Annotated in this window: 13 protein-coding genes; 7 read left to right on the top strand and 6 right to left on the bottom strand. The window is 64.2% G+C overall.

Annotation, left to right across the window (positions count from 1 at the left end):
* The 4 genes from KMZ68_RS22190 to KMZ68_RS22175 all read left to right on the top strand — a co-directional run bounded on the left by KMZ68_RS22190 (position 1) and on the right by KMZ68_RS22175 (position 4,468).
* Positions 1-1,239 (top strand): FAD-binding protein, encoded by a 1,239-nt coding sequence (locus KMZ68_RS22190; protein WP_215613279.1) that lies wholly within the window; start codon positions 1-3, stop codon positions 1,237-1,239.
* The gene (gene glcF / locus KMZ68_RS22185; RefSeq protein WP_215613278.1) at positions 1,236-2,546 is read left to right on the top strand and encodes a glycolate oxidase subunit GlcF; all 1,311 of its coding nucleotides are present in this window, start codon (positions 1,236-1,238) and stop codon (positions 2,544-2,546) included. The genes KMZ68_RS22190 and glcF overlap by 4 nt, the downstream gene beginning before the upstream one ends.
* 75 nt (positions 2,547-2,621) lie before the next feature.
* Positions 2,622-3,050, top strand: coding sequence for a hypothetical protein (locus tag KMZ68_RS22180; RefSeq protein WP_215613277.1), 429 nt, complete (start codon positions 2,622-2,624; stop codon positions 3,048-3,050).
* Between the two features lie 386 nt (positions 3,051-3,436).
* Positions 3,437-4,468: a TorF family putative porin gene (locus KMZ68_RS22175; RefSeq protein WP_215613276.1), complete on the top strand. Its 1,032-nt coding sequence runs from the start codon at positions 3,437-3,439 to the stop codon at positions 4,466-4,468.
* A 308-nt stretch (positions 4,469-4,776) separates the two neighbouring features.
* On the opposite strand, the gene KMZ68_RS22170 is transcribed toward KMZ68_RS22175, so the two are convergent.
* A complete protein-coding gene (locus KMZ68_RS22170; RefSeq protein ID WP_215613275.1) occupies positions 4,777-6,522 on the bottom strand; it encodes an ABC transporter ATP-binding protein/permease in 1,746 nt (581 codons plus the stop codon).
* Positions 6,523-6,787: 265 nt separating this feature from the next.
* On the opposite strand from KMZ68_RS22170, the gene KMZ68_RS22165 reads away from it, so the two are divergent.
* Positions 6,788-7,201, top strand: coding sequence for an META domain-containing protein (locus KMZ68_RS22165; RefSeq protein WP_215613274.1), 414 nt, complete (start codon positions 6,788-6,790; stop codon positions 7,199-7,201).
* Positions 7,202-7,238: 37 nt separating this feature from the next.
* Here KMZ68_RS22165 and KMZ68_RS22160 read toward each other — a convergent pair whose 3' ends face one another.
* From KMZ68_RS22160 to KMZ68_RS22150, 3 genes are all read right to left on the bottom strand, one after another.
* On the bottom strand, positions 7,239-8,435 hold the full coding sequence (locus tag KMZ68_RS22160) for a hypothetical protein (protein ID WP_215613273.1): 1,197 nt from the start codon (positions 8,433-8,435) through the stop codon (positions 7,239-7,241).
* 112 nt (positions 8,436-8,547) lie between these two features.
* Entirely contained in the window at positions 8,548-10,194 is a 1,647-nt protein-coding gene (gene groL, locus KMZ68_RS22155) for a chaperonin GroEL (protein ID WP_215613272.1), read from the bottom strand.
* A gap of 272 nt (positions 10,195-10,466) precedes the next feature.
* A complete protein-coding gene (locus KMZ68_RS22150) occupies positions 10,467-10,763 on the bottom strand; it encodes a co-chaperone GroES (protein ID WP_215603469.1) in 297 nt (98 codons plus the stop codon).
* 330 nt (positions 10,764-11,093) lie between these two features.
* On the opposite strand from KMZ68_RS22150, the gene KMZ68_RS22145 reads away from it, so the two are divergent.
* Positions 11,094-11,609 (top strand): hypothetical protein, encoded by a 516-nt coding sequence (locus tag KMZ68_RS22145; RefSeq protein ID WP_215613271.1) that lies wholly within the window; start codon positions 11,094-11,096, stop codon positions 11,607-11,609.
* 97 nt (positions 11,610-11,706) lie between these two features.
* Here the strand turns inward: KMZ68_RS22145 and KMZ68_RS22140 are convergent, their stop codons facing one another.
* Positions 11,707-12,477, bottom strand: coding sequence for a protein phosphatase CheZ (locus KMZ68_RS22140; RefSeq protein ID WP_215613270.1), 771 nt, complete (start codon positions 12,475-12,477; stop codon positions 11,707-11,709).
* Positions 12,478-12,770: 293 nt separating this feature from the next.
* On the opposite strand from KMZ68_RS22140, the gene KMZ68_RS22135 reads away from it, so the two are divergent.
* Complete coding sequence (locus tag KMZ68_RS22135; protein ID WP_371741383.1) at positions 12,771-13,544, top strand: L,D-transpeptidase; 774 nt, start codon at positions 12,771-12,773, stop codon at positions 13,542-13,544.
* Between the two features lie 73 nt (positions 13,545-13,617).
* On the opposite strand, the gene KMZ68_RS22130 is transcribed toward KMZ68_RS22135, so the two are convergent.
* Positions 13,618-14,406 carry a DUF2076 domain-containing protein gene (locus KMZ68_RS22130; protein WP_215613268.1) on the bottom strand — a complete coding sequence of 263 codons (789 nt, stop codon included), beginning with the start codon at positions 14,404-14,406 and terminating at the stop codon, positions 13,618-13,620.
* Positions 14,407-14,492 lie beyond the last annotated feature (86 nt).

The raw sequence follows: 14,492 nt of genomic DNA, 5'->3' as shown, positions 1-14,492 counted from the left end.
GTGGACACGCTGAACATACGTGACGCCAAGGACGTCGAAGACGCGGTGCGCGCGGCGATTGCCAGCGAGCAGCCGCTGGAAATCATCGGCCATGGCGGCAAACGGCTGATCGGCCAGCCGATGGCGACCAATGCGCTGCTCGACCTGTCGGCCTTGAATGCGGTCGTGGCCTACGAACCCAGCGAGCTGATCATCACGGTGCAGGCCGGTGCGCCGCTTGCCGACGTGCTGTCGCTGATCGATTCCAGGAACCAGCAATTCGCATTCGAGCCGATCAACACGTCGGCGCTGTTGGGCACGCCCGACATCGGAACCATCGGCGGCATGATCGGCGCCGGGCTCGCGGGCCCGCGCCGCATCAGGGCGGGCGGCGCGCGCGACCACCTCCTCGGCGCGCATGCGGTGTCGGGCTTCGGCGACAGTTTCAAGGCCGGCGGCAAGGTGGTGAAGAACGTCACCGGCTACGACCTCTGCAAATTGCTGGCGGGGTCTTGGGGCACGCTCGCGGTGATGACGGAAGTGACGTTGAAGGTGATGCCGCGGCCCGAGAGCGAGCGCACGCTGATGCTGCGCGGGCTGGACGACGTTGCCGCGAACCGCGCGATGACGGCGGCGCTGGGCTCGCCGTTCGACGTGTCCGGGGCGGCCCACCTGCCGAATTCGGCGTTTCGGGCATGGGCGGGCGGTCTCGGTGAGCTCGGATCGCCGGGGCAGGCGCTCACCTTGCTGCGGCTGGAGGGTATCGCCGCCTCGGCGGTGCATCGCGCCGCCGCGCTGGCCGCGATGCTGGCGCCGTTCGGCGCGGCGGAACTGCTGGAAGATGCGGCCTCGGCGGCGATCTGGAGTTCGATTCGCGACGTTCGGCCGTTTGCGGCTGATGGCGCGCTGGGAGCCTGGCCGGTATGGCGAATCGTCTGTCCGCCGGCTTCGGGCGGCGCGCTCGGTCAGGCGCTGTCGCGCGACACCGGCGGCGACGTGATCTACGACTGGGGCGGTGGCCTGATCTGGGCGGCGCTGCCGCCCAAGCCGGACGCCCAAGCCGCGCTGGTGCGCTCCCGCGTCAACGCCGCCGGCGGCCACGCCACCTTGATACGCGCGTCCGAGCAAATCCGGCGCAATGTCGACGTATTCCATCCGCAGCCGGACGGCCTTGCGAGCCTCAGCGAACGCGTCCGCCGCAGCTTCGATCCGAAGAACATCCTCAATCGCGGCCGGATGATAAGGGGGGCCGCGACATGAAGACCGAATTCAGCCTGGCCCAGCTCGCCGATCCCGATATCGCGGAGGCCGACAAGATCCTGCGCGCCTGCGTGCATTGCGGTTTCTGCACGGCGACCTGCCCGACCTACGTACTGCTCGGCGACGAGCTCGATAGCCCGCGCGGGCGGATCTACCTCATCAAGGAGATGCTGGAAAAGAACCGGCCGCCGACGCGGGAGGTGGTCAAGCACATCGACCGTTGTCTCTCCTGTCTCGCCTGCATGACCACCTGTCCGTCGGGTGTGAACTACATGCATCTGGTCGATCAGGCGCGGGTCAGGATCGAAAGGGATTATGCGAGGCCGCTGACCGAGCGGGCGCTGCGTGCGGTGCTGGCCTGGGTGCTGCCGCGGCCGCAACTGTTTCGCTGGAGCATGATTCTGGCGCGGTTCGGCCGGCCGTTGGCCGCCTTGCTGCCGGCCCCCGCATCGGCATCGCCGGGATTGTTACGGCGAATCAAGGCGATGCTGGCGCTGGCGCCGGGCAGGCTGCCCAAGCCTGGACCGGCAGGCGGAACGGTTTTTCCGGCGCAAGGCGAACGCCGCGGTCGCGTCGCCCTGTTGCAGGGCTGCGCCCAACAGGTGCTGGCGCCGCGCATCAATCAGGCCGCCATCAATCTCCTGACGCGTCACGGCGTCGAGGTCGTGCTGGTCAAGGACGAGCAATGCTGCGGCGCGCTGACCCACCACCTCGGACAGGATGGCGACGCGCTGGCGCGCGCCCGCGCCAACATCGGGGCCTGGCTCGGGGAGGCCGAGCAGAACGGTCTCGACGCCATCCTGGTGACGGCGTCGGGCTGCGGCACGGTCATCAAGGACTATGGCTACATGCTGCGCGAGGACCGCGATTTCGCAGCTCCCGCCGCCAGGGTTTCGGCGCTGGCCAAGGACATTACGGAGTATGTCGGCGGCATCGAACTGCAGCCGGCGCAGCAACGACGCGACATCACCGTCGCCTATCATTCCGCTTGTTCGCTGCAGCACGGGCAGAAAATCACGCACGCTCCGAAAGAATTGCTTTCCAAGAACGGATTCGTGGTGAAAGATGTACCCGAGAGCCATTTGTGTTGCGGTTCGGCGGGGACCTACAACATTCTCCAGCCCGACATTGCGAGCAGATTGCGCGATCGAAAGGTCGCCAATATTGCGACAGTGAAGCCGGACATGATTGCTGCGGGCAATATTGGATGCATGGTTCAAATTGCCGGCGGCACGTCAGTTCCTGTGGTGCACACAATTGAGCTTCTCGATTGGGCGACAGGCGGTCCCCGGCCAGGATTGAGCTGATCGATTGGCCCCGTGCGGAAGCGGACGACTTGAAACGCCTGATGGACATTATTCGGCGGCAACAGGAGGTTCACGATGGCTAAAGGCAAGAAGAGCAAGAAGGGCAAGAAGGCGAAGAAAGCCAAGAAGAGTGCTGTGATGGCGAAGAAGAAGTCCGCCAAGAAATCTTCGAAGAAGTCTGCGAAGAAGGCCAAGAAGGCCGCGAAGAAATCGGCCAAGAAGTCAGCCAAGAAATCGGCCAAGAAATCGGCACCGAAGAAATCGGCCAAGAAGGCCGCCAAGAAATCGGCGAAGAAGGCCAGCGCCAGGAAGAGCCCCGCCAGGAAGAAGGCGGCCGCCAAGCCCGCCGCTCCCAAGCCCGCCGCCCCGAAACCCGCAGCGCCCGAGCCGATGGCTGCTCCGGCTCCGGCCCCGAGCTGGGCGTCGCCCAGCCCGGTGGCCCCAAGCCCCGCACCGTCGTGGGGGCAGTCATCCGGTGAGGATGACGATAACCGGATCGAGTAACAGTCAAAGCGCAGATCGCGTTGCCAGGGCCGCAGCATCCGCTGCGGCCTTTTTTGTCCTCGCCCGGCGAGCCGACCGTGCGCGGCGCCGATTCGCCGGCCCTTCGATCGGCAGAGAAGTCCGTGGTTTTGCGGGGCCAGCCGGTTCCAATGCATCTCAGCCGGCACTTGAAGCCGCAGGAATTGTTGTCGGAATGCAACACCCACCCGACAACATTTCATGAAACAGCCATAACGCCTAAAAAGGCGGCACATGCTTGTCTTTTCCGCTTCACTCAACCCATGGCCCGTTTCAGATTGGCGTCAGGTTAGGAATTGGTCGCAGTCGGTTACCGCTCGTCCCTGGGGGCCCGGATCCGGACTGTTTTAAAGGTGATGGGGATCGTCATGAAAAAGTTGGCTTTGTTGGCAACGGCGCTGGCAATGGTATCGGGTTCGGCTCTTGCTGCGGATTTGCGGGTCAAGGCCGTCAAGGCGCCGCCGCCGCCCGCGTTCGATCCCTGGGATATCGCCTTCGGCAGCTCGATCACCAACGACTACGTGTTCCGTGGCATCACCCAGTCCAACCACAAGCCCTCGGTCTCGGCCTACTTCGAGCCGCGCTACAACGTCACCAAGGACGTGCAGCTCTACGCCGGCCTGGCGGGCGCAAGCATCTCCTTCCCGAACCGCGCCGCGGCTGAAATCGACATCTACGGCGGTATCCGTCCGACCTTCGGCGCGTTTGCTTTCGATTTCGGTGTTTGGGGCTACCTGTATCCGGGCGGAACCTGCCACTACGGCGCCGCCTTCGATACCGCGGGGCAACCGCTCAGCGCGGAATGCGCGACCAACGCCCTGGTCAACGGCAATGTCATCAAGAAGAACCTGAGCTTCTTTGAAGGCTACGCCAAGGTCAATTACACCATCAACGACATGTTCCAGGTCGGCGCCAACGAATACTACACCCCGAGCTTCCTGGGCTCTGGTGCCTGGGGCAACTATGCGTCGATCACCGGCAAGTTCACTGCGCCCAGCTCCACATTCGGCTCAAGCGGCCTCGGCATGTACGTCTCCGGCGAGTTCGGCCGGCAGTGGCTTGGAACCTCCGATTCGTTCTACGGAACGGGCTTTACCAATCCTGGCTTTGCGGGACCGTTCCCGAACGGCATCAACTACGCCGACTACAACACCTGGAACATCGGTGTCGGTTTCACCTACAAGGTGTTCACGCTCGATATCCGCTACTCCGACACCGATCTGTCGAAGGGTGATTGCAACGCCTTCACCAGCGATTTCGCCGCCCGCGGAAACATCACCGCAGCGTCTGGAACCTCCATCACGGCGATCAATCCGACCGGTGTTGGCTCGAACTGGTGCGGCGCCGCCGGCATCGTCAAGCTCTCGGCTGACCTGACCGCGATGACCAACCTGAAGTAAGTTATTCTCCCGAGACCTCGAGGGGCGGCAGAGCGATCTGCCGCCCCTTTTGTTTTTGCAGAAGCCGTTGCGGACCTTGGCATGCCATCGCCGTCGGCGGCGTTGAGGGGCTCTCACTGGTGTCCCGCTATCCGCTGGCGATCATCCCGTTTTGCGACGCCGATCGTGGAGGCGGTTGGATCGCTGGCGGTGAAGCCGGCGCAGCCCCGCGCCCGGATCGGCGGCCCATGTCGTAGCGCCCTGTTGGGCTCGCCACGCTGCATGTCACCGGGCCGCGTGCGCGGCGCCGGTTATGACGCGCTTGGCCATTACGGCCTGGTATTCTCGCCGCCGCTCTGCAGCGCAAACCGGTCGCCGTCGCGGGTAAGCACGACGTTGCGCTGGTGGAAGGCATCGAGCGTCGAGCGGTGGCCGATCGAAATGATGGTGGTGGCCGGCAATTTGTCCCGGAGCAGCTGATACAGCGCGGCCTCGGAAGGTTCGTCGAGCGATGCCGTTGCCTCGTCGAGGAACAGGTATTGCGGCGCATGCAGCAGCGCGCGTGCAAGCCCGAGGCGCTGTTGCTCGCCGAGCGACAGCATCCGGTTCCAGTGAGCGTGCTCGTCGAGTTGCGAGGCGAGCCCGGGCAATCCCACTGCGTCAAGGGCGCTGCCGATCTGGCCGGCGCTAAACGTCCCCTCTTTGCCGGGGTACTCGACCGCCCCGCGCAGCGATCCGACCGGGAAATACGGCCGCTGCGGCAGCATCATCAGCGTCGCCTTCGCCGGAACGGCGATGGAGCCCGCCCCGAACGGCCAGATGCCGGCAATCGCACGGAATAGCGTCGACTTGCCCGAGCCGGACGGACCGGTGACCAGCGTGCGCTCGTCCTTGCGCAAACTAAATCCGTCGGCACTGACCAGCGGCGTTCCGTTCGGCAGACGGACCGTCAATTCCCTGAGGTCGATGGCGCCGCCGCCAGCTGCCTCGACGACGTGAATCCGTTCGTCGCGGGTTGCCAGCGCGCTCGCCGCCGCAATTCCCGCCTCGAACCCGTCGAGGCGGTTCAGCACCGCCTGCCACTCCGCCAGTTGGCGGTAGACGTTGATGAAGAACGACAGCGCGCCCTGAACGCTGGAAAACGCCGATGCGGTCTGCATCATGCCGCCGAGCTGGATCTTTTGCGCGAAGTAGGCCGGCGCGACCAGGATGTAGGGAAAGATCACCGAAGCCTGCGAATAGCTGGCGGTGAACGCCGTCAGCTTCTTGGTGCGGCTCATGATGGCGAGCCAGTTTTCGACCACGCGTCCAAAGCGAACCAGCAGGCGTTCGCGCTCGGCGTCCTCGCCGCGCAACAGCGCGATTTGTTCGGAGTTTTCCCGGACCCGCACCAGATTGAAACGGAAATCCGCCTCGAACCGCTGCTGCCGGAAATCGATACCGACCAGCGGCCAGCCGATCAGATGGGTCAGGACGGTGCCGAGAACCGCATAGATCAGCGCGCCCCAGACCAGGTAGCCGGGGATCGCGAAATCCGCTCCGAACAGGTGCAGCGGCGCGGCGTTGGACAGCCCCCACAGGATGGTGACAAACGACGCCAGCGTGACGATCGAGCTCAAGAGGCCGACCCCGATGTTGAGCGTCCGGTCGACGAACAGCTTGACGTCGTCGGTCATGCGCTGGTCGGGGTTATCGGCGGCGTCGCCCTGAAGCTGCATCCGGTAGTGGTTGGCCTGATGCAGCCACTCGCCGAGATATTGCTTGGTCATCCATTGCCGCCAGCGGATCTGCAGCCATTGATTGAGATAGAGCTGGTAGACCGCGATGATCGTGTAGATAGCGGCCAGAACGCTGAAATAGATGATCTCGGAGACGAAGGTGTCCCAGTTGCGCTCCTGCAGCGCGTTGTAGAAGCGGCTGTTCCATTGATTGAGCAGGACCGTGATGCCGACGATGGCAAGCTCGGTTGCGATCACCGCCGCGAGCAGCGCGCGGCCTGCCCATTTGTCTTCGGAACGGAAATAGGGGGCAGCGATCCGCCATACGGTCGCGAGCGTCGAGCGGATATTGTTCACAGGTCAACGTCTCCAGGGGATGGCCTCAAAGGCCTGAAAAAATGGAAGAATCGAGGAGTAACAGGTTTCGGAGCCTGCGGCAGCTTGTCGCTGCCTTCCGGGCGACCCTAGCATGGCCGCCGCGACGAGGGGCGGGAGACCTTCTGACTTCGCGAGCTTGTGAGCGGATTTTGGCGTCGCGCGCCGGCGTGCCCGATCTGGTCAATGTCGCGTGCATTCTTTAGAACGGCGCGGCCATCAGGGCAGCAATATTGCGAGAGGCTTCATGATTTCATCGCCAAAGGTTTTGCCGCGGGCCGCAGCATTGGTGCTGGCCGTGGTCGCACTGAACGCCGCGCCGGCGCGCGCCGATGAGGGCTTTCCGTTCGGGCTCGAAATGACGCTCGACGTGGCGCGTCAGCCCGGATCGAAGCGGCTGCCGACGCTGGATATCGGCGACGCCGGCGAAGTGATCCTCGAGCTGTGGTGCAAGGGCGGCAAGGGCCAGTTTTCGGTGGCGGGCAATACCGTGATCTTCGTCGCCGGGCCGCTGGAGGATCGTTCCTGTCCCCCGGCGCGGGCGCAGGCCGATGACGAACTGGTCGCCGCCCTCGGCGAAGCCGCGACCTGGAAGCGTCAGGGCGATTCCGTGTCCCTCATCGGAAGCAAAACGCTACGCTTCCGCATCAATACCAACTGAGATCTGTTGCCGGAAAGCGTCCCCGGGAGAACCGGGGCTATTTCCAGGCGTTCTTGTCGCCGTCCCAGCGCTGGGCCTTGAATTCCCTGGCCAGCGCGTCGACCGAGCCGTTGTCGTCCTTTTGCTCGGCTTCCTCGTCGAGGCTGGACTCGTCAGCCAGATTGAGCTTGGGACCCGAGGTTTCGTCCGCCGTCGAAATGGCGGGGCTGCCGATCCACAGCATCAGCCGGTCGGTCGCGCCGGGCTTGTCCGGCGACACCAGGGCGGTGACCTCGACCGTCTCGGTGAGGCCGAGCGCCGGGAAAATCTGGCTCGGGCGCTTCAAGGTCAGTTTCAGTTTTCCGGTGTTGGCGTCCCATGCCGACGACGACGGTTTCGCCGCCAGTGTCCTTGCCAGCACGCCGGAGATTGCCGCCGCGAGCTTGTCGCGGTTGAGCTTGTCGCCGTCGCGCCAGTCGGCGGCGGAAAAACGGATGGTGCGATCCATCTCCACCACGCCGCTGGTCCAGCCGGCGGCAACCACGCCCGGCGACGCCTTGGCTTTCGCGATCAGCGCGGCCGATCGTTCCGGATCGATATTGATATTGATGGTCTGCTGGCCGGCGCGCAGCGCATCGCAGGACACGCTCAGGCTGCTCAGGGAAACCTCGAGATCCTGTCCCTTCAGGCTCTTCAGGAAATCCAGCGCTGCGTCGAGCTTCACCCGCACGCCGACCGATTCCGGCGACACTTCGGAAAAATCCTTGGGGCTGGCCGTGATGCCGTCGTCGCTGGTCTGGTTCTCCTGGAATTCCTTTTCGCTGAGATCGGAATTTTCGGTCGAGGCGACCTCCGTCACGCTCTGGCCGACGCTGATTTGTCCCTTGAATTCGAAGGTGTCGCCGGTCGGCTTGCGCAGCAGTTTCACCGTGACCGGCAACTTGTCGGCAATGCTCTGCGTGGTGCCGCTCAGGGTCTGTCCGTTGATCGCGAGGTTGGCGACGAAGCGGTCCTTGCGGTCGGAGCCCTTGGCGACGGGATAGCAGACGTCGAGCACCGCCGCGGTGACGGTCTTGCCCATGCGGGTTTCCTTGAGAACGACGTCGGCATTGCCGTCCATCAACCCGTCGATCGCCGTGAAGTACCTGACCTCGTTGGCGTTGGACGCGGATTTGGCCGGGGGCTTCGTTTGAGCGAAGGCGAAATCCGGCAAAGCCATCGCCAGACCGGCCAGGCAGAACAGAAGCGCGCGCATATCAACGTCCTCGAGAAAGCAGAATCGGACGTTACCGTAGAGCTTTTTCGACAAAAAAGAAGGCCGCCCGGAGGCGGCCTTCGTCGATCGGCAATGCCGGGAGCCCGGTGCCTCAGAAGCCCATGCCGCCCATTCCACCCATGCCGCCGCCACCGCCGGGCATCGGCGGCGCCGGCTCCTTCGGCAGTTCGGCGACCATGGCTTCCGTGGTCACCAGCAGCGCGGCCACGGAGGAAGCGTCCTGCAGCGCGGTGCGCACCACCTTGGCCGGGTCGATGATGCCCTTGGCGACCATGTCGACATATTCCTCGGTCTGCGCGTCGAAGCCGAAGGTTTCGGACTTGTCTTCGAGGATCTTGCCGACCACGATCGAGCCTTCGACACCGGCGTTTTCCGAGATCTGGCGGACCGGAGCTTCCAGCGCCTTCAGCACGATGTTGATACCGGCCTGGACGTCGGGGTTGTCGTTGTGGATCCGGCCGACGGCCTTCTTGGCGCGCAGCAGCGCGACGCCGCCGCCCGGCACGATACCTTCCTGCACCGCCGCGCGGGTGGCGTTGAGGGCGTCCTCGACGCGGTCCTTCTTCTCCTTGACCTCGATCTCGGTCGCACCGCCGACGCGGATCACCGCGACGCCGCCGGCGAGCTTGGCCAGACGCTCCTGCAGCTTCTCGCGGTCGTAGTCCGAGGTGGTTTCCTCGATCTGCGCCTTGATCTGCATGACGCGGGCTTCGATGTCCTTTTTCTTGCCCGAGCCGTTGACGATCGTGGTGTTCTCCTTGTCGATCACGACCTTGCGGGCGCGGCCGAGCATGTTGACGGTGACGCTTTCGAGCTTCATGCCGAGTTCATCGGAGATCAGCTGGCCGCCGGTCAGGATCGCGATGTCTTCGAGCATCGCCTTGCGGCGGTCGCCGAAGCCCGGCGCCTTGACGGCGGCGACCTTCAGGCCGCCGCGCAGGCGGTTGACCACCAGCGTCGCCAGCGCCTCGCCCTCGACGTCTTCGGCGATGATCAGGAGCGGACGGCCCGACTGCACCACGGCCTCCAGCACCGGCAGCATCGACTGCAGGCCGGACAGCTTCTTCTCGTGCAGCAGCACGTAGACGTCCTCGAGCTCGGCGGTCATCTTCTCGGCGTTGGTGATGAAATAGGGGCTGAGGTAGCCGCGGTCGAATTTCATGCCCTCGACGATGTCGACCTCGGTCTCCAGCGACTTGTTTTCCTCGACGGTGATGACGCCCTCATTGCCGACCTTCTGCATCGCCTGGGCGATCATCTTGCCGATCGCGGCGTCGCCGTTGGCCGAGATGGTGCCGACCTGGGCCACCTCGGATGACGAGGCCACCGGCTTGGCGCGCTTCTGGATGTCCTTGACCACGGCATGCACGGCGATCTCGATGCCGCGCTTGAGGTCCATCGGGTTCATGCCGGCGGCAACCGACTTGGCGCCTTCCCGCACGATCGCCTGCGCCAGCACGGTCGCCGTGGTGGTGCCGTCGCCCGCGGTGTCGTTGGTCTTGGAAGCGACCTCGCGCAGCATCTGCGCGCCCATGTTCTCGAACTTGTCCTCGAGCTCGATCTCCTTGGCGACGGTGACGCCGTCCTTGGTGATGCGCGGCGCGCCGAAGCTCTTCTCGATCACGACGTTGCGGCCCTTGGGACCGAGCGTCACCTTGACCGCATTGGCGAGAATATCGACGCCGCGCAACATGCGATCGCGCGCGTCTCCGGCAAATTTAACGTCTTTGGCAGCCATTGGAATCTACTCCTGGAATGATTGGAAACGGTCGTTCGCCGCTTAGTTGGTCGCTGCCATGGCCGGGCTTCTCTTCCCCTCTCCCCTTGTGGGAGAGGGTGGCACGGACGCGCGAAGCGCGTTCGTGACGGGTGAGGGGTCTGTTTCCGCGGATAGAGACCCCTCATCCGATCCTCGCTTCGCGAGGATCACCTTCTCCCACAAGGGGAGAAGGGAAGAAAGCAACGACCCCGCCCGCGACGACTGGTGTGCGGCGTCTGTTTTGGTTGGCCTTACGTCAGCACGCCCATGATGTCGCTCTCCTTCATGATCAGGAGCTCCTCACCGTCGAGCTTGACCTCGGTGCCCGACCATTTGCCGAACAGCACGCGGTCGCCGACCTTGAGGTCGATCGGGATCAGCTTGCCGGATTCGTCGCGGCCGCCCGGACCGACTGCCGTGACCTCGCCCTGGGAGGGCTTTTCCTTGGCGCTGTCGGGGATGATGATGCCGCCCTTGGTCTTCTCTTCGGCGTCGATGCGCTTGACCACGACACGGTCATGCAGAGGACGAAATTTGGATTTAGCCATGACGGTTCCTTTTGGAGGCTCGGTTTTCAGGTCTGGTTCGCCATCGAAAATGGCTCTGAATACGGGGCGCATTCGGCACTGCCAGGGGCAGGGCAGCTCGCGTCCTTAGCAATCGCGATCTCGGAGTGCTAATTGTGGGCCCGGGAATATGGCTTGGCGCCGATCCTGTCAAGCAATGGGGGGTTAAGCCATTGGTGAGGCTGATATAGGATGCTGCCAGGAAACCAAATCGGCGCGTCGGCGTATTTTAGTGGACGTCATTGCTCCGACAGGAGTTTTACGCTTGGCTGCAGGACGGGTGCGGCCACGATTTTTGCTCGGGGGAATGCCATGGTCAGGTCACTTAACGCGCGTGCGGTCGGCAATCTGGGGATCGCCGCCGCGCTGACGATATTCCTCGGCGGGTGCGGGAGCATGAGCCTGCCGTCATTCTCGTCGTCGCCTCCCCCGGCGCCGGAGCCCGGCGTCGCCCCGGAAATGCCGGCCACCATCCGCTCCGATGAGATCGTCGGCCGCTGGGGCCTCGCCTCCTACCAGAACCCCAATGACCGCGCGCGTACCGAGGCGGCGGCGCGGGCGCAGTGCAAACAGCCCTATGTGATTACGGCCGGCGCCTCCGGCGGCGTGGTCATGCATCTGGCCGACCAGGCGACGCCGCAGGAGCTGCGTCTGAAGGGCAGCCCGAGCGGCAAGAATTATATCGGTCCCGCCGGACCGACCCCCGGCGAGCAGGACCGCGAGATCGTTTCCTTCGACGGCCGCGTGCTGGTGACCCGCTTCGTCGACAAGGATGCCGCGGTTCGCTACGGCAACATGGTCTACGTCCGCTGCGCGCCCCGCGCCTGAGCTGCGCGCGATCCGGACGTTTCGTCTGACCGCCCATGAAACGGAAAACGCCGGCCCCCCGGGGCCGGCGTTTTTGCTGGTCGAATGCAGGTCGAATTCAGTCGAACAGGGCGTCGATGTCGTTCTGCGAGGCGTGACCGGCATCGCCATCGAGCTTCGGACCGTTCAACAGCTTGGCGTCGCCTTCGCGGTCGTCGACGATCGCCGGGGCATGCGCCTTGATGGCGTCGACGCCGCCCCAGATGTCCATCATCGCGTTGATGTGGGTTTCGATGAACTTCATCGTGGTCATCACCTTGTTGATGCGCTGACCGGTCAGATCCTGGAAATTGCAGGCCTCGAAGATGGAGACGACGCGCTCCTGGATTTCCTCGCTGAGGATCTTTTGCTGATCCGGCGAATTCACCTTGCCGAGCGCGCTGGCGGCCTGGTCGATCGACTCGGCGGCTTCCAGAATCTGCTGGGTCGCTTCCTCGGTGCCGCCGACCACGGCGCCGAGTTCGCCATTGACCTTGGCCATTTCCTGGCCGTTGAAGCTCTTGCCGTGCAGCACCGCGATTTCCCGCTTGGTGCGGTTGATGGCGTCGTGAATCAGGTCGAGTTCGACCTTGAGCTTTTCGCACTGCTCGATCTGGGCGCGGTAGGTTTCCAGCAGCGTGTGGGCTTCGGCGATCTCGCGGTTGACCGACTCGCCGATGGTTTCCGTCGCCGCGCTGTGGTTCGGCTTCGCCATCTGGGCACGGATGGCGCGAAGTTCGTTCATGATCTCGTGATGCATCGGACCGACGTCGCCGTCCACCGCTGCGGGCATCGGCATGTCGCCGCCAATAGCTTCTTCGATACGAAAACGTCTGCGAGGGATCGGCATGAGCTCTTTCCTGACTTCACTCGTGACGTTTTAGACAGATGCGATTTAACGTCAGGTTCACGCCGGGAACTCTTCGAGAGACGCCCGCGGATCGCCGCATACCAACGATTAACCATGCGGGCTCTGCGTTCATCGAAAATAAACGCTACCGCTCGAAACCGCATCAGACTGGCGACGTGGTGAATCGAAACGGCGATTCCGTTTACCAAACCGAGGCGCTTTTGATCTTAATTGGTGGCGTGCAAAGGCGCCGAATGCGGCGCTCCCACGACGAAACAGTACAGAGTACGTCGATGAAAAAAATGTCTCTCGCGTTCCTCGCCGGTGCCTCCTTTCTCGCCGGCATCAATCAGGCCGCGGCGATCGAAGCCGGTCCGGCCGCCGAACCCGCCGTGATCTATGCCGAAGAGCCCGCGCAGCGGCCGGTGCGAACCGCTTACGCCGAGCGCGCAAATATGGGCGGCGGCTTCATCGAGTTCCTGTTCGGTGAGGGGCCCTCGCAAGGCGGCCGCTACCAGGCGCAGCCGTCCTACGAACCGCGCCGTGCGCTGCTGCCGCCGCTGGGTCCCGAGCAGGCCATGCGCCGGCAGGAAGACGTCAGCGAACCCGCGCGTCCCGCCTTCGATCCGAAATACGAGAAGCAGCTGGTCGAGTATCACGGCAAGGAAGGTCCCGGCACGATCGTCGTCGACACCCCCAACAAGTTCCTGTTCCTGGTGCAGGGCGACGGCAAGGCGTTGCGCTACGGCATCGGCGTCGGCCGTCCCGGCTTCACCTGGTCGGGGGTCAAGACGATTTCCGCCAAGAAGGAATGGCCGGCCTGGACGCCGCCGCCGGAAATGCTGGCGCGCCGCCCGGATCTGCCGCGGCACATGGAAGGCGGGCCGCAAAACCCGCTCGGCGCCCGCGCGATGTATCTGGGCTCGTCGCTCTACCGCATCCACGGTTCGAACGAGCCCTGGACGATCGGCACCAACGTCTCGTCCGGCTGCATCCGGATGCGCAATGAGGACGTGATCGATCTGTACGGCCGCGTCACGGTCGGCGCCAGGGTCGTCGTCATCTAGGCTGCGTTGCGGTTCACATGAAAACGGCCGCTCGATCGGAGCGGCCGTTTGCTTGTGTCATGTCGGAAATCCGTCAGGCGGTGTCGCCGTCGCCGCCGAAGTCGTCGGAATCGAGATCCATGTCGTCGTGATCGTCATCGTTCGAGGCGGTATCGAAATATCCGTCGCGCGAATTGTCGTTCGAATCGAACAACCCCGCGCGTGAACTTCCGGACGAACCGATGTCGTTGATCCCGGCATCCTTGGCCAGGTCGCCGCCGGATTGATCGCCCCACGGCCTGCGGTCTTCAACTCCGCCGCGATGGCCCGCGGTGTCGCCGAAGCCCTGCTGGTGGCCGCCGCCCATCATCGAGCGGATGCTGCCGAGCAGCAGCGATCCGCCGACCACGCCGGCGGCGGCTGCGGCCGCCGTTCCGAGAAACGAACCGCCACCGCCCATCGGCGCCTGCGGCGTGCCATACGGCTGGCCGTACGGCGCCTGGGCATATTGCCCGGGATTTTGCGCCTGCTGCATGACCTGGCCGCTGTTCCATGTCGGGCGGCCCGGCAGTTCCGGCGGCCGGACATTCGGCACCGAGCCGCGCTGCGGGTTCTGCCCGAAGATCGTCTCCCGCATCGAATCGAGGAAGCTGCCGGATTGGTGTTGCTCGCCTGCGCCTTCCAGTTCCTGGATACGGCTGTTGGCGCGCTTCAGCGCTTCGTCCTGCAAGAGGACGGTCTGCACCAGCGCATAAACGGCGTTCGGCGCCTGGCGCTGGCCCTGGGCGATCGCAGCCGCGGCGTCGGGATCGCGCGGCGCACTCTCCACCTTCGAGAGCCGGTCGAAAAGATCGTCAATCAATTGGCGTTCTTGCGGCGTCATGGCTTTCTCCTTCGCGTCGAAGCGCGGGGGGAGATGTAGGGCCGGTTTGTGTCGCAAGTAGTGGCGGGGCGGATTAAATTTCCGTA

Origin of the sequence: Bradyrhizobium sediminis, assembly GCF_018736105.1 — a bacterium.
GTDB lineage: Bacteria > Pseudomonadota > Alphaproteobacteria > Rhizobiales > Xanthobacteraceae > Bradyrhizobium.
Note: the sequence above shows the minus strand (reverse complement) of the source record. Positions and strands in the feature narration are given on the sequence as shown.

Bases quoted from the DNA above. Each gene is read 5' to 3' on its own strand.
- KMZ68_RS22130 (WP_215613268.1), bottom strand. From the start codon at position 14,406: ATGACGCCGCAAGAACGCCAATTGATTGACGATCTTTTCGACCGGCTC.
- KMZ68_RS22180 (WP_215613277.1), top strand. From the start codon at position 2,622: ATGGCTAAAGGCAAGAAGAGCAAGAAGGGCAAGAAGGCGAAGAAAGCC.
- KMZ68_RS22145 (WP_215613271.1), top strand. From the start codon at position 11,094: ATGGTCAGGTCACTTAACGCGCGTGCGGTCGGCAATCTGGGGATCGCC.
- KMZ68_RS22140 (WP_215613270.1), bottom strand. From the start codon at position 12,477: ATGCCGATCCCTCGCAGACGTTTTCGTATCGAAGAAGCTATTGGCGGC.
- KMZ68_RS22135 (WP_371741383.1), top strand. From the start codon at position 12,771: ATGAAAAAAATGTCTCTCGCGTTCCTCGCCGGTGCCTCCTTTCTCGCC.
- KMZ68_RS22175 (WP_215613276.1), top strand. From the start codon at position 3,437: ATGAAAAAGTTGGCTTTGTTGGCAACGGCGCTGGCAATGGTATCGGGT.
- KMZ68_RS22160 (WP_215613273.1), bottom strand. From the start codon at position 8,435: ATGCGCGCGCTTCTGTTCTGCCTGGCCGGTCTGGCGATGGCTTTGCCG.
- groL (WP_215613272.1), bottom strand. From the start codon at position 10,194: ATGGCTGCCAAAGACGTTAAATTTGCCGGAGACGCGCGCGATCGCATG.
- KMZ68_RS22165 (WP_215613274.1), top strand. From the start codon at position 6,788: ATGATTTCATCGCCAAAGGTTTTGCCGCGGGCCGCAGCATTGGTGCTG.
- glcF (WP_215613278.1), top strand. From the start codon at position 1,236: ATGAAGACCGAATTCAGCCTGGCCCAGCTCGCCGATCCCGATATCGCG.
- KMZ68_RS22150 (WP_215603469.1), bottom strand. From the start codon at position 10,763: ATGGCTAAATCCAAATTTCGTCCTCTGCATGACCGTGTCGTGGTCAAG.